17 protein-coding genes are annotated in these 16,854 nt (G+C 65.6%); 6 read left to right on the top strand and 11 right to left on the bottom strand.

What is annotated here, in order from left to right; translation table 11 throughout:
- Nucleotides 1-10 precede the first annotated feature (10 nt).
- The 3 genes from gcvPB (at nt 11) to IWY39_RS16640 (ending at nt 3,182) form a co-directional block, all read left to right on the top strand.
- Nucleotides 11-1,579 carry an aminomethyl-transferring glycine dehydrogenase subunit GcvPB gene (gene gcvPB, locus IWY39_RS16630; RefSeq protein ID WP_107123704.1) on the top strand — a complete coding sequence of 523 codons (1,569 nt, stop codon included), beginning with the start codon at nt 11-13 and terminating at the stop codon, nt 1,577-1,579.
- A complete protein-coding gene (locus tag IWY39_RS16635; RefSeq protein ID WP_107123703.1) occupies nt 1,576-2,211 on the top strand; it encodes a DUF938 domain-containing protein in 636 nt (211 codons plus the stop codon). Before gcvPB ends, IWY39_RS16635 begins: the two co-directional genes overlap by 4 nt.
- A gap of 95 nt (nt 2,212-2,306) precedes the next feature.
- On the top strand, nt 2,307-3,182 hold the full coding sequence (locus IWY39_RS16640; protein ID WP_107123702.1) for a hypothetical protein: 876 nt from the start codon (nt 2,307-2,309) through the stop codon (nt 3,180-3,182).
- Here IWY39_RS16640 and IWY39_RS16645 read toward each other — a convergent pair.
- The 5 genes from IWY39_RS16645 to hrpB all read right to left on the bottom strand — a co-directional run bounded on the left by IWY39_RS16645 (nt 3,139) and on the right by hrpB (nt 9,772).
- Nucleotides 3,139-5,130, bottom strand: a complete 1,992-nt coding sequence (locus tag IWY39_RS16645; protein WP_107123701.1) for an ATP-binding protein — start codon at nt 5,128-5,130, stop codon at nt 3,139-3,141. The genes IWY39_RS16640 and IWY39_RS16645 overlap by 44 nt on opposite strands.
- A gap of 61 nt (nt 5,131-5,191) precedes the next feature.
- Nucleotides 5,192-6,418, bottom strand: coding sequence for a serine palmitoyltransferase (spt, locus tag IWY39_RS16650; protein ID WP_019051506.1), 1,227 nt, complete (start codon nt 6,416-6,418; stop codon nt 5,192-5,194).
- Nucleotides 6,419-6,529: 111 nt separating this feature from the next.
- The gene (locus IWY39_RS16655; protein ID WP_017184144.1) at nt 6,530-6,775 is read right to left on the bottom strand and encodes an acyl carrier protein; all 246 of its coding nucleotides are present in this window, start codon (nt 6,773-6,775) and stop codon (nt 6,530-6,532) included.
- Nucleotides 6,776-6,894: 119 nt separating this feature from the next.
- Nucleotides 6,895-7,173: an ETC complex I subunit gene (locus IWY39_RS16660; RefSeq protein WP_107123700.1), complete on the bottom strand. Its 279-nt coding sequence runs from the start codon at nt 7,171-7,173 to the stop codon at nt 6,895-6,897.
- A gap of 55 nt (nt 7,174-7,228) precedes the next feature.
- Nucleotides 7,229-9,772 carry an ATP-dependent helicase HrpB gene (hrpB, locus tag IWY39_RS16665; protein ID WP_107123699.1) on the bottom strand — a complete coding sequence of 848 codons (2,544 nt, stop codon included), beginning with the start codon at nt 9,770-9,772 and terminating at the stop codon, nt 7,229-7,231.
- Nucleotides 9,773-9,921: 149 nt separating this feature from the next.
- Here hrpB and IWY39_RS16670 point away from each other — a divergent pair, with 149 nt between their 5' ends.
- The gene (locus tag IWY39_RS16670) at nt 9,922-11,547 is read left to right on the top strand and encodes an ATP-binding protein (protein ID WP_107123698.1); all 1,626 of its coding nucleotides are present in this window, start codon (nt 9,922-9,924) and stop codon (nt 11,545-11,547) included.
- On the opposite strand, the gene IWY39_RS16675 is transcribed toward IWY39_RS16670, so the two are convergent.
- Together IWY39_RS16675 and IWY39_RS16680 are read right to left on the bottom strand one after the other, a co-directional pair.
- Nucleotides 11,532-12,311, bottom strand: coding sequence for a TSUP family transporter (locus IWY39_RS16675; protein ID WP_017183140.1), 780 nt, complete (start codon nt 12,309-12,311; stop codon nt 11,532-11,534). The genes IWY39_RS16670 and IWY39_RS16675 overlap by 16 nt on opposite strands.
- Nucleotides 12,312-12,441: 130 nt before the next feature.
- Nucleotides 12,442-13,470: a polyprenyl synthetase family protein gene (locus IWY39_RS16680; RefSeq protein WP_017183139.1), complete on the bottom strand. Its 1,029-nt coding sequence runs from the start codon at nt 13,468-13,470 to the stop codon at nt 12,442-12,444.
- A 97-nt stretch (nt 13,471-13,567) separates the two neighbouring features.
- Between IWY39_RS16680 and IWY39_RS16685 the strand changes: the two genes are divergently transcribed.
- Nucleotides 13,568-13,852 carry a chorismate mutase gene (locus IWY39_RS16685; protein ID WP_017183138.1) on the top strand — a complete coding sequence of 95 codons (285 nt, stop codon included), beginning with the start codon at nt 13,568-13,570 and terminating at the stop codon, nt 13,850-13,852.
- Here IWY39_RS16685 and IWY39_RS16690 read toward each other — a convergent pair whose 3' ends face one another.
- The 4 genes from IWY39_RS16690 to IWY39_RS16705 form a co-directional block, all read right to left on the bottom strand.
- Nucleotides 13,853-14,746: a DMT family transporter gene (locus IWY39_RS16690; protein WP_107123697.1), complete on the bottom strand. Its 894-nt coding sequence runs from the start codon at nt 14,744-14,746 to the stop codon at nt 13,853-13,855.
- 104 nt (nt 14,747-14,850) lie between these two features.
- Nucleotides 14,851-15,498 (bottom strand): heme exporter protein CcmB, encoded by a 648-nt coding sequence (locus IWY39_RS16695; RefSeq protein ID WP_026149380.1) that lies wholly within the window; start codon nt 15,496-15,498, stop codon nt 14,851-14,853.
- Complete coding sequence (gene ccmA, locus IWY39_RS16700; RefSeq protein WP_107123696.1) at nt 15,495-16,106, bottom strand: heme ABC exporter ATP-binding protein CcmA; 612 nt, start codon at nt 16,104-16,106, stop codon at nt 15,495-15,497. Before ccmA ends, IWY39_RS16695 begins: the two co-directional genes overlap by 4 nt.
- Nucleotides 16,103-16,552 carry a metallopeptidase family protein gene (locus tag IWY39_RS16705; RefSeq protein ID WP_017183134.1) on the bottom strand — a complete coding sequence of 150 codons (450 nt, stop codon included), beginning with the start codon at nt 16,550-16,552 and terminating at the stop codon, nt 16,103-16,105. The genes ccmA and IWY39_RS16705 overlap by 4 nt, the downstream gene beginning before the upstream one ends.
- Between IWY39_RS16705 and IWY39_RS16710 the strand changes: the two genes are divergently transcribed.
- A complete protein-coding gene (locus IWY39_RS16710; protein WP_107123695.1) occupies nt 16,551-16,838 on the top strand; it encodes a 4a-hydroxytetrahydrobiopterin dehydratase in 288 nt (95 codons plus the stop codon). The genes IWY39_RS16705 and IWY39_RS16710 overlap by 2 nt on opposite strands.
- The last annotated feature ends 16 nt before the right edge of the window (nt 16,839-16,854 follow it).

Here is a 16,854-nt window from a genome sequence, read left to right on the forward strand (position 1 = left end):
AGATTGTCGCATGACCATGCTCAAGGAAGGCCGTCCCACCGCGCCCGTCACCGTCAAGGACGCGCATATGGCCCCGGCCACGGCGACGGGAAACCGCGCGCTGATGCTGGAAGAAGCGTTGATCTTCGAAATTGGATCGACCGACACCACCGGCGTTGATTTCGCGCCCGCGCCCAAGCTTGCCACCCGCCTTGGCGGACTGGCGCGTGGGGCGATCGGCTTGCCCGGCCTGTCCGAACAGGAAACGGTGCGGCATTATACGCGCCTTAGCCGCCAGAATTATGCGATCGATCTTGGCCTGTTTCCGCTCGGCAGCTGTACGATGAAGCATAATCCGCGCCTCAACGAAAAGGTCGCGCGGATGCCCGGTTTTGCCGATCTCCACCCGCTCGCTCCGCAATCGACGGTGCAGGGCGCGCTGGCGGTGATCCATGAACTGGCGGAATGGCTGGTGACGCTGACGGGGATGCATGCGGTGGCGATGTCGCCCAAGGCCGGGGCGCATGGCGAATTGTGCGGCCTGCTGGCGATCCGTTCGGCGCTGGAGGCGCGCGGTGACGCGCGCAGCGTCGTGCTGGTACCTGAAAGCGCGCATGGCACCAATCCGGCCACGGCAGCCTTTTGTGGCTATAAGGTCGAGGATATTCCGGCGACCCCGGAGGGCCGTGTCGATCTGGCGGCACTGACCGCGCGGCTGGGACCGGACGTCGCGGCGGTGATGATCACCAACCCCAATACGTGCGGCCTGTTCGAGCGGGATCTCAAGACGATTTCCGACGCGGTCCATGCGGCGGGCGCGTTCGTCTATTGCGATGGCGCGAATTTCAACGCCATCGTCGGCCGGGTCCGCCCAGGCGACCTGGGCGTCGATGCGATGCACATCAATTTGCACAAGACCTTCTCCACGCCCCATGGCGGGGGCGGTCCCGGTTCCGGCCCGGTCGTGCTGTCGGAGGCGCTTGCCCCTTATGCGCCTTTGCCCTTCGTCGAAAGGCAGGGCGATCGCTTCGTCCTGATCGAGGAGGAATCGGCCGAGGATCATCATGCCGGCACGTTCGGGCGGATGGTCGCTTTCCACGGCCAGATGGGGATGTTCACCCGCGCGCTGGCCTATATTCTGAGCCACGGCGCGGACGGCCTGCGGCAGGTGGCGGAGGATGCGGTCCTCAACGCCAATTATATCCTGCGTAGCCTGGACGACGTGCTGGACGCGCCGTTCGGCGGCAGCGGCCCCTGCATGCATGAGGCGCTGTTCAGCGACAAGGGGCTGGCCGATGGCTTTACCACGCTCGACATCGCCAAGGGGCTGATTGACGAGGGGTTCCACCCGATGACCATGTATTTCCCGCTGGTCGTCCATGGCGCGATGCTGGTCGAACCGACCGAGACGGAAAGCAAGGCGGCCCTCGACCAGTTCATCATGGCGCTGCGCAGCCTGGCGCAGCGGGCCAAGGCAGGGGATGAGGCATTGAAGGGCGCGCCCTATCATGCGCCGCGCCGTCGCCTCGACGAAACGCTGGCGGCGCGCAAGCCCGTGCTGACATGGGAAGCGCCGACGCTGGCGCAGGCGGCGGAATGACGCCCTGGGTTCCGGGTGAAGCGGGCGGCGAGGCGCAAAAGCGCCACGCCCCCGCGACGCTGCGGAACAGGGACGCCATCCTGACCATCCTGCGCGATGCCTTGCCGCCATCCGGTCTGGTGCTGGAGGTGGCGAGCGGTAGCGGCGAACATATCATCCATTTCGCCGCCGCGCTGCCCGCGCTCGATTGGCAGCCAAGCGATCCCGATATGGCTGCGCTCGCCTCCATCGCGGCATGGCGGGCGGAGGCGGACCTTTCCAATCTGCATGAACCGATCCGGCTGGACGCGGCGGGAGACTGGCCGGTCGACCACGCCGATGCGATATTGTGCATCAACATGGTGCATATCAGCCCATGGGACGCGACGTTGGGATTGATGCAGGGGGCAGGGCGGGTTCTGCCGCCGGGTGGGCCGCTCTATCTGTACGGACCCTATATGCGCGATGATGTGGAGACTGCGCCCAGCAATCTGGCGTTCGACGCTTCGCTCAAGGCCCGCGACCAGCGCTGGGGCCTGCGCCGGGTGGAGGATGTCGTGACCGCAGCGCAGGCGCAGGGGTTGCGCTTCGACAGGATGGTGGACATGCCGGCGAACAATCTGTCGCTGATTTTCAGGCGAGCGGCCTTCTGAAATCCGTTCGCGCTGCACCTGTCGAAGCGCTTTACTGTCCCGCGAACAGGAACAGGCCTTCGACAAGCTGAGGCCGAACGGATAAGGGGAGCGCAATGTCCAGCCAACTCCTTCCCCTTGTCGCCGCCGAGATGCTCCAGCCCGCCGATCCGCGTGCGGCGGCCATGGCCGGGGCGATCGCGGCGCAATATCCGCACGCGGCCCGCGCGGTCTTATTCTACGGCTCCTGCCTGCGGGAGGCCAATCTCGACGGGCTGATGCTGGATTTCTATCTGATCGTGTCAGACTATCGCGCCGCTTATGGCAAAAGCTGGCTGGCGCGGGCCAATGCGCTGATCCCGCCCAATGTGTTTCCGTTTGAACATAATGGCTTGATCGCCAAATATGCAGTGTTATCCGAAGCGGACTTCGCCCGGTTGTGCAGTCCTGCGGCGGATAATGTGTCGGTCTGGGCGCGCTTTGCGCAGCCGTCGCGATTGCTGTGGGCGGTAGATGAGGATGCGCGGGCGCGGGCCATCGCGGCGGTGGCTCAAGCCGCGCCGACCCTGTTGTCGCTGGCCCTGCCGATAGCGGAAGGTCAGGATGCGCTGTCCCTGTGGAAAGCGGGCTTTACCCTGACCTATCAGGCCGAGTTGCGGGCGGAGCGCAAGGGGCGGTCGCTGTCCATCGTTGATGCGGACCCCGATCGCTACCGCCGTTTTGGCGAGGCGGCGCTGGCCGATGGCCTGCCCCCGTCGCCAGAGCAGGCCGCGCAGCGCTGGCGTGCGCTTCAGCGGCGGGGCAAGTGGCTGTCGGTCGTGAGGCTGGCCAAGGCGAGCTTCACCTATGCGGGCGGGATCGATTATCTGGCGTGGAAAATCAACCGCCATGCCGGGACGGCGATCGTCATCAAGCCATGGCAGCGGCGCTGGCCGCTGCTGGGCGCGGTCACTCTGCTGCCGCGACTGTTCCGTTCTGGTTCGATCCGCTGAGCGCTACGGACAGGGCATTGGCGAGCGACATCAGCGTGTAGGGTTTGCGCAGCACTTCATGGCCCGCAAAATCGGCGCTGGCGGTTGTGTCGCCCGCATAGCCGGTGACGAACAGCACCGGCAGATGGCGATATTGCTGCGGCAGGGCGCGGATCATTTCCGGCCCGGTCAGGTCCGGCATCAGCACGTCGCTCATGATCAGGCCAATATCGCCATTATTGGCCAGTAGCTTTGCGGCCTTGGACGGATGATCGCAGGCGATGGGCAGGTGCCCCAGCTCCGCCAGCGCCGCCATGGTCTGTTTCAGCACACGCGGATCATCCTCCACCACCAGGATGCGGGTGGGCGGATGAAGTGTTGCGTCGTGTGGGGAGGATATGGCCTCGCTGGCATCGGCTGCCGCGTCGCCCATCCGCCGGGGCAGGTAGATATGGACGCTGGTGCCCTTGCCGGGTTCGGACTCGATGCGGATTTCGCCTTCGCACTGGCGCACGAAGCCGAAGATCTGGCTGAGGCCCAGACCCGTGCCCTTGCCGACCGGCTTGGTGGTGAAAAACGGCTCGAACACGCGCGCCAGTACCTCGGCGCTCATGCCGCAGCCATCATCAGTGACACTCAGCACGACATAGTCGCCCGCCTGACAATCGCCGACCTCACCCGCCGCCAGCGCGGTCTGGCTGGTGCCGATGGTCAGCCGCCCGCGCCCGTCCATGGCGTCGCGCGCATTGACGCACAGGTTCAGGATCGCATTTTCCATCTGGTGCTGGTCAACGAAGATGCGCCATCCCTGCGCCCTGGGTGCGAGCGCCACGGTGATCTGGTCGCCGATGGTGCGGTCGATAAGGTCCGCCATGCCCGACACAAGCGCATCGGGATCGACTGCGCTGGGCAGCAACGGTTCGGACCGGGCAAAGGCAAGCAGGCGACGCGTGAGGGCGGACGCGCGATTGGCCCCCTCCATCGCATTGTCGAGATGACGGGATGCTTCCTGCGGCTTTAGCCGGATATTGCGCTTTGCCAGTTCCAGTCCACCGACAACAACGGCCAGCATGTTATTGAAATCATGGGCGATACCACCGGTCAACTGACCCACCGCGTCCATTTTGTGCATCTGGCGCAGATTTTCCTCCGCCGCCGCGCGCTCGATCGATTCCTGTTTCAGCCGCTCATAGGCGTCGGTCAGTTCCGCCGTCCGTGCGCGCACGGCAATGTCCAGCCGGTCGGCGCGCTCGGCCTCCGCCTCCGCCAGCCGCCGGGCGTTGCGGCGATCGCTATAGGCGATATGGGCGAACCAGGCGGCGAACAGCACACATACCAGCATCGCCAGCCCCAGCAGGCGTGAGGTCTGCCCCATCCATTCGGTACGGTCCCCCGCGAGCGCCACGGCAAGGCTACGTTCGCGCAGGCGCAGATTTTCCGCCTCTATGACGCGGTTGAGCAGCGCGGTGATGCGTTTCAGGTCGCGCGACGTCCCCGCTTCGTGAAAGCGACCGAGGGCTGCCATCTTCTGGTCGTAGGTGGTGCGCAGGCCGATTTCGTTGAGTGTCTTGCCGCGCGCCATGAAGGCTTTTTGCAGCGCCTCCACATTGCCGCGCTGCCATCCGGTGCCGCGCGTCGCAAAGGCCAGCGCCTTCAGTTGCGCGCCGGCAGTGCGCCACTGGTCCTGAAACAGGCGGCCGGTATCGGGGTTGAGGCCGATGACATAGCGGGCCAGCGTCACTTCCGCGCGCGCCGTCTGGGCCTCGAACGCGCGGGCCAGCGCGATGATCTCGAAACTGCGCTGCTGTTCGGCCAGCGCCAGTTGATGATCGCGCGAGGCGTTGCTGGCGCTATAGAGCAAAGCACCGAGCGACCCGACCAGCAGGATGCCGAGCAGGAATGGCAGCAGGCGTCGCGCCTTAACGCGCAAGCTGCTGCCTTCATGATCCAAAGTGTCGCCGTCCGCCATCACTCGTCACACTAGCGGAACAAGCATAGCAGCGAAACAGCGCTGATTAACGGCGTGCCGGTCAGGCGATCGCGCCGGTCGCCTGACCCGCGGCCTTGAACATGCCGATAATCTGTTCGACCTGTTCGTCGCTATGATCGGCACATAGCGAGCAGCGCAGCAGGAAGGTGCCGGCCGGGGTTGCGGGCGGGCGCGCCATGTTGACGTAGAGGCCCAGTTCCAGCAGCGTTTGCCAGATCGCCACGGCCTGCGCCTGATCGGTCAGGATCACCGCGATGATCGCCGATTGGGGCGTCGTGGTGCCCAGGGTGAAGCCAAGGTCGGTCAGCCCCTGATGCAGCCGCTTGCTGTTCTTCCACAAGTGGGCGCGCTTTTCGCCCGCATGCATCAGCTTGCGGATGGAAGTCGCGGCGGTCGCGACCACGCTGGGCGGCAGCGATGCGGTGAACACATAGGGACGGCAGACCAGTCGCATGATTTCGAACTTGGGATGGTTGGAAACGCAGAAGCCGCCGACCGTGCCGACCGATTTGGAAAAGGTGCCTACGACGAAATCCACGTCCTTTTCGACGCCCTGTTCCTCATAGACGCCCCGGCCATTGGGACCAAAAAAGCCCATACCATGCGCTTCATCGACCAGGATCATGCAATTTTGATGCTTGCGCACCGCGGCCACCATGTCGGGCAGGGGGGCGATGTCGCCCAGCATCGAATAGACGCCTTCCAGCACGACCAGCTTGAGCGCATCGGCGGGCAGGCGGCCCAGGCGCTTGTCCAGATCCTCGACACTGTTGTGGCGGAAGCGGACGATTTCGGCGTCGCCCAGGAAGCAGCCGTCGTAGATGGACGCATGGCTGTCAGCGTCCAGCACGACATAGTCGCCGCGTCCGGCCAGCGTCGAAATCATGCCCAGATTGGCCTGATAGCCGGTCGAAAAGACCATGGCGGACGATGTGCCGTAAAATTCCTTGAGCGCGTCCTCGACTTCGCGATGGCCCTGATAGGTGCCGTTGAGGACGCGGCTGCCGGTCGTGCCAGCGCCAAATTCGTCCAGCGCTTTCTTGCCCGCCGCGACCACGTCCGGGTCGAAGGTCATGCCCATATAATTATAGGTGCCCAGCAGGATGGTTTCCTTGCCCTTGATGATCGCGCGCGTGGGCGAAAGCACCTGATCCATCACGATCGAGAAAGGGTCGCGCACGCCGGTGTCGAGCAGCGCCTGCCGCTCGGCGATCAGGGGGTCGAATTTGGACAGCAGGTCGCGGGTTTCAGTGGCGGTGTCGGTCATATCTCTTCTGTCTTTCCCAATTCGTCATGCCGGACCTGATCCGGCATCCAGCGTTCCATGCGGAGTGCCTGGCGCACTGGACCCCGGATCAAGTCCGGGGTGACGACAAACTCAGGCGGCCTTCAGCTTCGCGACGGCATCGACCAGCTGGCCGACCGTCTCAATTTCCGCCTGCATGTTCATGGTGATCAGAATGTCGAATTCATCCTCGATCGCGGCGACGAAATCCATGACCGTCAGGCTGTCCCATTCCAGATCGCCGGCAAAGGTGGTGGTTTCGGTCAGCGCGACGCCCTTCTTGTTGAAGGGGGCGACCTGCGCGGCGACGCTGTCGAAAATTTCGGTGCGATCCGTCATCTTTTGCTTCTGTCTTTCCGTAAAGCACGGCTTTTGCCGCCTTGGCCTGCCCTATGGCAAGTGAATAAGGCGGTAATCGGGCAGCATCGCGCCCGAATTTGCGCGGTGTTTTTGCGCCTTTAGCGGAAATTGTCGGCGTAGGCCTGCAATTTCAGCGTCTTGGGCGGTGTCGCTATCACGGTGTAGGGCACGCCCTGCTTTTGCGCATAGGCGATGGCGGCTTCCCGCGAGGGGAAGCTGAGCTTGAGCTGCTGCTGCGTGTCGCCAGAGCCAGCCCATCCGGTCAGCGGATCGGCCTGCTTCGCTTCTGCCGGTGCATATTCCAGCACCCATTTATGGGTCAGCGCCTTGCCCGATTGCAGGGCGTTCTTCTGGATCTGGTAAATGCGCGCGCTCATCGCGAAAGACTCCGGTAAATCGTCATGCTGCGTTGCACCAGCGTCCCGCGTGAAGTCAAGAGCGCGTGCGGGCATCGGCGCGCTTGGTGCGCAGCGTGGGCGGCGCGGCGGTCGGATCGTCGGGCCAGGGATGGCGGGGGTAGCGACCGCGCATTTCCTTGGCCACGTCGCGCCAGTTGCCCGCCCAGAAGCCGGGCAGGTCGCGCGTCGTCTGGATCGGGCGGCCCGCGGGCGAGGTGAGCGACAGGACGAGCGGGATGCGCGCGCTGCCCACGGTCGGATGCTCGGCCAGGCCGTAGAGCGCCTGTACCCGCAATTCGACGCGCGGGCCGCCATCGGCCATATAGTCGATCGCATGGGTGCTGCCTGCTGGAGAGCGGAAATCGGGCGGAGCGAGCCGGTCCACCTGCTGCTTGCCGTCCCAGCCGATCAGGCCGTCCAGCACGCCCGACAAGTGCGACCGGTCGATGTCCGACAGGCGGCGCTTGCCCGCCAGCAGCGGCGGGAGCCATTCGTCCAGGCTGGCGATCAGGGCGGCATCGGACAGAGCCTCCACCCCGGCAAAGTCGGCGCGCATCCGCAGCGACTGCGCGGCCTGCGACCAGGGAAGCAGATCGAGGCCCCCCTGCCGCACGCCGTCCAGCAGCGCCGCCACCACCGCCGCCGGATCGGGCCGGTCGTCGGAGCCTGACGACAGGCGCACCGCGCCCAGCCGCCGTTCCCGCAGCGCCTCTATCCCGCCATTGGCGGGGCGGAAGCGGACGGTGCGGCTGGTGATGATCCGGTCCGGAAACAGCGCCAGCACGTCCGCTTCGCCGATCGGCGCGGCGGACAGGATGCGCGCGCCTGCCGCGCTGCCCTGCACCTCTCCCACCGCCAGCCATTCTTCGCGGGCGAGCGGCGACAGGGGATCGAGCCGGAAACCGCGCCCGCCCACACTGGCCCAGTCCGCGCCATCGGCGGAGCGGCGTTTCGACACGCGATCGGGAAAGGCAAGCGCAAGGCATAGGCCGGTGGCTTCCGTCGCGCTGACTGTCCCCCTCCCGCTTGCGGGAGGGGTTAGGGGAGGGCGTGTCGCCAGATTAGCTGGTACAGACCCTCCCCCGACCCCTCTCGCAAGCGGGAGGGGAGCAAGACGGTTGGGCGTCGCCACAAGACCCGCCCAGCGCTTGGCCAGCGCGCGGCCAGCATCGGCCCGCTTGCCGCCCTCCCGCCGCCAGCGTTGCAGGCGCAGCGTAAGGTCTGTGTCCTGCCCGCCAATGCCGCGTTCGCCCAGCAGCACGGCAATATCGGCGGCGGTCTGCGCCAGCCCCATTTCGGCTGCGCGCACCAGCATATGCGCGATACGCGGGCTGAGCGGTAGCTTTGCCAGCGCCTTGCCATGGGGCGTGATCCGACCGTCGCCATCCAGCGCCTCCAGCGCGGTCAGCCTTGTCCGCGCCTCGGCGACGGCTGCGGCGGGCGGGGGATCGAGCCAGCGCAGCGTCCCCGGATCGCTCACGCCCCACAGCGCGCAATCGAGCAGCAGGCTGGAAAGGTCGCTTTCCAATATCTCCGGCGGATCGAAGGGGGGCATGCCAGCGTTCGCGGCTGCTTCCCACAGGCGGTAGGCGACGCCGGGCCGCTGCCGCGCGGCGCGGCCCGCACGCTGGGTCGCCGACGCCTGGCTTGCCCGTTCGGTTACCAGCCGGGTGACGCCCGCCGCCCGGTCATAACGGGGCCGCCGCGCCAGCCCGCTGTCGACGACGATCCGCACACCGTCGATGGTCAGGCTGGTTTCCGCGATGCTGGTCGCCAATATGACCTTTCGCGCGCCCGACCGCGATGGCCGGATTGCGGCCCGCTGTGCGGCGGGATCAAGCGATCCGTGGAGGAGATGCACGTCATAGGAGCCGCCGTCGATCCGCTCCGCCGTGCGTTCAATCTCTCGCACGCCCGGCAGGAAGGCGAGCAGGTCGCCCTGCGCTTCCTCGCTGATGGCGCGGCGGATGGCGGCGGCCATCTCATCCTCGATCTTGCGCTCGGCATGGCGACCCATATGACGCAGTTCGAGCGGCTGGATGCGCCCCTCGCTTTCGATCACCGGTGCGTCGCCCAGCAAGGCGGCGAAGCGCGCGCCGTCGAGGGTTGCGGACATGGGCACGATGCGCAGGTCAGGGCGCAGCGCCTCCTGCGCATCGAGCGCCAGCGCGAGGCCGAAATCGCTGTCCAGGCTGCGCTCGTGCACTTCGTCGAACAGCACCGCCGACACGCCCGCCAGTTCGGGATCGTCCTGAATCCGACGGACGAAAATGCCCTCGGTCAGCACCAGCAGCCGGGTGCGCGCAGACGATTTGCTGTCCATCCGCGTGGCATAGCCGACCGTGCCGCCCGGCTGTTCGCCCAGCATCTCGGCAATCCGTTCGGCAGCGGCGCGGGCCGCAAGGCGGCGGGGGGAAAGCAGCAAGACCTGCCCGCTGCACCATGGTTCGTCCAGCAGCGCGGGCGCCACCGCCGTCGTCTTGCCAGCCCCCGGCGGCGCGACCAGCACGCCGTTGCTGCCGGTGCGCAGCGCAGCGAGCAGGTCGGGCAGGACGGCATGGATAGGCAGGGCGCTCATGGCCCTTCCTCTCGCCCCATTGACGCGAAATCGCAAGTGGAACGGAAATTGCGCGGTGAGGGAAAGATTAGCTGTTTCAGGCGTTTGCGTGATAGGCAGAAATTATAGCCCTTGCGCGCGCGAGCATAGGGTCGGGGGATAAACAGGGCATGTCGGCATTTACCGAAGATGCGGAACGCTATCGTACGCTGTTTGAAACGATGGACGAGGGCTTTTGCGTCATCGAATTTTTCGACGGGCCGCATGGACCGTTAAGCGACTATATTCATATCGAGGCGAACCCGGCCTATGAACGCCATGCCGGCATTTCCAATGTCGTTGGCCAGACATTGCGTGAACTGGTCCCAGACGAGGCCGATGGCTGGCTGGAACTATATGGCCGCGTGTTGCGTACCGGCGAGCCGATCCACTTCCAGCGCGAACTGATCGCTACCGGCCGCCATCTCGACATTTCCTCCTTTCGCATCGGCGCGCTGGAGGACAAGCAGGTTGCGGTTCTGTTCAAGGATGTGACCCATCGCATTCGCATCGAAACCGAGCTGCGGCAGCTGAACGAAACGCTGGAGACGCGGATCGCGCAGGCGCTGGCCGAGCGGGAGGAAGCGGAAGCCGCGCTGCGACAGGCGCAGAAGATGGAGGCGGTGGGGCAATTGACCGGCGGCCTGGCCCATGATTTCAACAATTTGCTGGCCGGGATTTCCGGCGCGTTTGAAATGATCGGCCTGCGCTTGGCCGAGGGACGCACGGCGGATGTCGAACGCTATCTGGCCGCCGGGCAAGGCGCGACCCGGCGCGCTGCATCCCTGACCCACCGGCTGCTGGCCTTTTCCCGCCGTCAAACGCTGACGCCCAAGCCAACGGTCATCAACCGCCTGTTCACCGACTTTACCGAACTGGTGCGCCGGACCGTGGGGCCGCAGATCGAGGTGCAGACGATCGCGGCGAGCGGGCTATGGCCTGCGCTGGTCGATGCCAACCAGCTGGAAAATGCGCTGCTCAACCTGTGCATCAATGCGCGCGACGCCATGCCGGACGGGGGCAAGATCACGATCGAGACCGCCAATCGATGGCTGGACGATCGCACCGCGCGCGAACATGGGCTGACACCGGGCCAATATGTCACCGTGTCCGTCAGTGATACCGGGACCGGCATTGAAAAGACGATTCTGGACCGGGTGTTCGATCCCTTCTTCACCACCAAGCCGATGGGGCAGGGGACAGGGCTTGGCCTGTCGATGGTCTATGGCTTTGCCCGGCAGAGCCACGGCCATGTCCGCCTCTATTCCGAAATCGGACAGGGGACGACGGTATGCGTCTATCTGCCGCGCCATCGCGGCGAAGAGGATGAGGAAAGTCCGGCCCTGCCCGACGCCGCCACCGAAGCCGAAGCGGGCGAGACGGTGCTGGTGATCGACGATGAACCATCGGTCCGCATGCTGATGGTCGATGCCCTGACCGATCTTGGCTATGTCTGCGTCGAAGCGGGCGATGGGCCATCGGGCCTCAAGGTGCTGGAATCACCGGCGCGGATAGACCTGCTGGTTACCGATGTCGGCTTGCCGGGCGGGCTGAACGGGCGGCAGGTAGCCGACGCGGCGCGGGCATTGCGGCCGGACCTGCGCATCTTGTTCGTGACGGGTTATGCCGAAAATGCCGTGCTGAACCACGGGCATATCGAACATGGCATGGAAGTGCTGACCAAGCCCTTCGCCGTTGAGGAATTGCGCCGCCGGGTCGCCGCCTTGCTCCAGTCCGACGATCAGCCGAACAGATAGATGTGAATCGGGTTCTTCGGATCGATCAGCATCTTGGTCGTCAGCGCCAGCGACATGATGATCAGCAGCGGCTTGATCAGCCTGGAGCCGAAGCGCATGGCCAGATGCGATCCCACCTGCCCGCCGATGATACTGCCGATCGCCATGGTGAGGCCCGCGACCCATAGCACATGGCCGCCAGCCACCATGGTCAGCAGGCCCGCAACATTGCTGGCGAAATTGGCGGCCTTGGTCTGGGCGGTGGCGCGCAGGATCGACAGGCCGCCCAGTGCCAGAAAGATGGTGGTGTAGAAAGCGCCCGCGCCTGGACCGAAAAAGCCGTCGTAAAAGCCGATGACGCCGATCAGGCCGCTTAGCGCAGCAATGCCGACGCGCGCGTGCCGGTCTGCCTCGCCCAGTTTGGGAGAGAAGGTGAAATAGGCGGCGATGGTGATGAGCAAGGCAGGCATCAGCCCGGCAAGGATCGACGGATCGACCCGCTGGAGCAGCCATGCGCCGCCGACCGATCCGATGAAGGCGGCGATCACCGGCGCCTTGTAGGTTTTGAGGTCCATATGCCCGCGCCGGGCATAGGCAAGGCACGCGCCGAATGTGCCAAAGCAGCTTTGCAGCTTGTTGGTGGCGACAGCCTGCACCGGCGGAATGCCAGCAGCCATCAGCGCGGGCAGGGTGATCAGCCCGCCGCCACCCGCCATCGCGTCGATGCAACTCGCCGTCAATGCGGCGGCCATCAGGAAGGCGAGGGTTTCGGGAGTCAGGATCATGGGTGCTTTGGCCCGCCACCCCATCCCGTTTGGGCTGGGCCTGTCGGAGCCTGATACTTTCTAAGGAGAATGACCCTTCGAAACAGGGCGAACGGCCTTTGCTGGTCAGACGAAACGCGGACCCAAATCCTCAATAGGCGCGGATCGTTGCAAATTCGACGGCTTCGGTCAGCGCGGCCTTGGCCTTGCCATTGTCGAACATGCCCAGTGCGTCGATCGCGCGCTGGCCGTAATGGCGCGCGCGGGCGAGCGTGTCGGCGATCGCGCCGGTGCGGCGCAGCAGGCCGGTGGCGTGGGTCAGATCATCATCGCTGATCTTGTGGCCCGCAATCGCCGCCTTCCAGAAGGCGCGATCCTCATCGCTGCCACGGGCATAGGCCAGGATCACCGGCAGCGTCACCTTGCCATCGCGGAAATCGTCGCCCGCATCCTTGCCCATGGTCGCGCCATCCGATTCATAATCGATCGCGTCGTCGATCAGCTGGAAGGCGATGCCCAGATTGCGGCCATAGACGTCGAGCGCCTGCTCCTCCCGCTCGTCCCGGTCGGCGACCACGGCGGAAATGCGGCAGGCGGCGGCGAACAGCGCTGCGGTCTTGGCGCCGATAATGTCGAGATACTGGTCCTCGCTGGTGTCGATCTTGCGCTGGGCGGTCAACTGGTTGACTTCGCCCTCCGCGATCACCGCCGATGCGTTGGCCAGGATTTTCAGGACTTTGAGCGATTCCGCCTCGACCATCAGCTCGAAGGAGCGGGAGAAGAGGAAGTCGCCGACCAGTACGCTGGCGCTGTTGCCCCAGATGATGTTGGCGGTCTTGCGGCCCCGGCGAAGGCCCGATCCATCGACGACATCGTCATGCAACAGTGTAGCGGTGTGGATGAATTCGACCGCGGCGGCCAGCTTGTAGTGGCGCGATCCGGCATAGCCGACCAGATCGGCGCAGGCCAAAGTCAGCATAGGCCGCAACCTCTTGCCGCCGCCTGCAATCAAATGCCCGGCCAGTTCGGGGATCAGCGGGATGCGCGACTGCATCCGGTCCAGAATCACGGCATTGACCTGGTTCATGCCGTCGGCGACCAGATTCATGATGGGGGCCAGCGACGGCGCGCTTTTGGCGCGGCCGATGGGGTGGACGTTACCGGGGGCGGGTGCTGTCATGATGTGCGTCCCTTGGCCGGGCAAAATGCAGATGGCAAGCGGGAATAGCTTGCCTGTGAGGCCAGATGGCGCAAAAAGCGCGCCGATTGACCGGAGGATGAACGTGACCGACACATTGCAGCGCTACCGCGAAAGCATCGACAATATCGACGCCGCGCTGGTGTTCATGCTGGCCGAGCGGTTCAAGGTGACGCAGGCGGTGGGCGAATATAAGGCGAGCCATGCGCTGCCCCCGGCCGATCCGGGGCGGGAGGAACGGCAGGTCGCCCGGTTGCGGCAGCTGGCGCTGGACGCGAAGCTGGACCCTGACTTCACCGAAAAATTCCTGCGCTTCATCATCGACGAAGTGATCCGCCACCATGAAAGGTTGCGCGAAGGCTGATCAGGCCGGTTCGGTCAGGTCCGTTTGTCTGGCGGGCGCCGATCGACCGAGCAGCACCCCGCCCAGCGCCAGCGCAAAGCCGACAAGCTGGATCGGGCCAAGCCGTTCGCCAAAGAGCAGCCAAGCCTCGATCGCGGCCAGCGGCGGGACGAGCAGCAACAGCATCGACATGGCGGTCGACCCCTGATGGCGGACCAGCCAGACGAGCAGGCTGAGACCAGCCGCCGACAGGACAAGCACCGACCAGCCGAGCGCGGCCCAGAGCATGGGATCATTGTCCCAACGCCATTCGCCCACGATCAGCGTGGCGGCGATTGCGACCAGTGCGCCGCCGATATTCTGCACCCCGCCCGATACCAAAATCGGATCACCCGCCAGTCCGCCGCGCTGGATCAACGTGCCGCCGGTCATGGCGATGACCGCGACAAGGCCGGCGATCGCCAACCCGATGGAGATGGAGCCGGTGCCGCTGCGCATGATGGCGGGCAGCAGGACGCAGGTGACGCCCAGGATCGCGATGGCAAGCCCCACCCAGGTGCGGCGCGGTAGACGGTCGCCCAGCAGGACGACGCTGGCGACCGCGACCATCAGCGGCTGGAGCGCCCCCAGCAGCGACATGATCCCGGCGGGCATGCCACGGCTGATCGCCCACCAGCCGACCGTAAGATAGACGCCGTGCAACATGGCGCCGGCAAGCAGGTGGAGGGCCAGCCTGCGCCCGCGTGGAAAATCCTGCCGCGCGAACAGGGCGGCGCCGCACAATAGAATCGCAACCAGCGTCAGGCGGATCGCCAGCACCAGTTCGGGCGCGCCATGCGGCACCGTCGCGCGGGCGACGATGAATCCGGTGGACCAGATCAGGACGAACAGGATCGAGGCGGCAAGGGCAAGCATGGGGCGGCTGTGGCGCAGGCGAAGGGCGATGTCGAGAGGCGGAAGGAACAGGGCCGTGTCGGGCTTGTTCGCCTTCTACAGCCTCGCCATCAGCAGATGCCGAACTATTCCCGCCCCGCCCGTATCGCTGCGCCACCGGCAAATGGCGTGATCGCGACCAGCAGCAGCGAGGCGGCGGCGAGGAATTTGAGTGCTGCCCCACTGCCATCGCCCAGCGTGCCCGCGCCAAAGATCAGCAGCGGCACCGCCAGCGGCAGAGCGAGCAATCCCGCCAGCGCACCGCTGGATCGCAGGCCCGCCGTCAGCGTCGCGACCAGCAGGCCGAGCGCCGCCAGCGCGGGCGTGCCGATCAGCAGGCCAGCCTCCAGCATCCAGATCGTCCCGCCATCCAGCTTCAGCAAGGCGGCGGCGGGCAGGGTGGCGATCATCAGCGGCGGGCCGAAGCCCAGCCAGTGAGCGATCAACCGGGCCAGCACGACCATTTCATCGCCAATGCCGCGCAGCGCCATCTGGTCCAGCACCCCCGCGTCGCGATCCGGCGCGATCAGCCGGTCGACCGGCAGCAGGCTGGCCAGCAGCGCGGCGATCCACACCATCCCGCCCCCGGTGCGGCGCAGCAGGCCAAGGTCCGGGCCGACCGCAAAGGGATAGAGGCTGGCGACCAGCAGCAGGAAGGCAACCGGCAGCCACAGGCCCGACGAGCGCCAGGCGGTGCCCAGATCGCGCGAGGCGAGCAACCAGAGCATCCTCATGCGTCCCACTCCGCCGGATCGGGCAGATGGTCGGCCAGTGACAGCACAACCGGCGCGCCCAGCGGCAGCGGCTGGTGCGATGCTGTGACGACGATGCCGCCGGCCGCCAGATGCGCGGACACGGCCGATCCCAACAGGTCCAGCGAGGCGCTGTCCAGACCATTGCCCGGCTCGTCCAGCAGCCAGATCGGCGCGCCGCTGGCGATGACCCGCGCCAGCATCGCCCGCTTGCGCTGGCCGGTCGACAACATCCGAACCGGCACGTCGGAAAGCCGCGTAAGCGCCATCGCGTCAAGTGCCGCGGCGACGGCATTCGCGGCGCTGCCGTCCAGCCGCGCCCAGAAATGGAGTGCGCGCGCCAGCGGCAATTCACTGTCGAGCGCCAGCCGTTCATCGGCCAGCGCGACCGCGCCGTGGCGTTCCATCGTACCGGAAAAGGCGGGGAGAAGGCCCGCGCATAGCCGCAACAGGCTGGATTTGCCGACGCCATTGGGGCCGGTCAGCAACGCGCTGGCGCCTGCATCGAGCGTCAAGTTGACGCCGCGAAACAATATCCGTCCGCCGCGCAGGCAGGCGACGTCCGACAGGGCCAGCGCCGCACGGCTCATGGCGCGACCATATCCTCCAGCACATGCATGTCGATGTCCGACAGGCCGAAATGATGGCCGATTTCATGGACGACGACATGGGTGATCAGCGCGTCCAGCGGCACCCCGGTTTCAATCCATTCGTCCAGCAGGGGGCGGCGGAACAGATGGACGGTGGGCGGCGCATCCCCGGTCTGCGCCTCCTGCCCGACGGGGCGGCCGGTATAGAGGCCGGTCAGGCCGAACGGATCGTCAATGTCCATGTCCTTGAGCGTCTGCGCATCGGCAAATTCCTCAACGAACAGGACGACATTGTGCAGATGGTCGGTAAAGGGGGCGGGCAGGCGCGCGAGCGCTTCAAGCGCCAGCGCCTCAATATCCTGCGCAGTGGGAGCGAAGCGGTGCGGTTGACCTTCGTGCGACATGGCTGCCACATAGGCGAAACTATTTTCAGAGGATAGGGACATGATCGAGAAGCTGAGCGATGAGGCGCGCGCGCTGGCGCTGGCCGACTTGCCAGAATGGTCGGTGGTCGCGGAGCCGGACGGCATTTCGCGCCGTTTCACCTTTCCGGATTTCGTCGCCGCCTTCGGTTTCATGACGCAGGTGGCGATCTTGGCCGAGAAGGCGGATCATCATCCCGAATGGAGCAATGTCTATAACCGGGTGGACATGGTTTTGACCACGCATGACGCAGGCGGCCTGTCGCAGCGGGACATTGACCTGGCGCATCAGGTCGACGGGCTGTTGTAATATTGAACGGGTGAGG

The sequence above is a fragment of the Sphingobium sp. JAI105 genome (assembly GCF_015752145.1).
GTDB lineage: Bacteria > Pseudomonadota > Alphaproteobacteria > Sphingomonadales > Sphingomonadaceae > Sphingobium > Sphingobium xenophagum.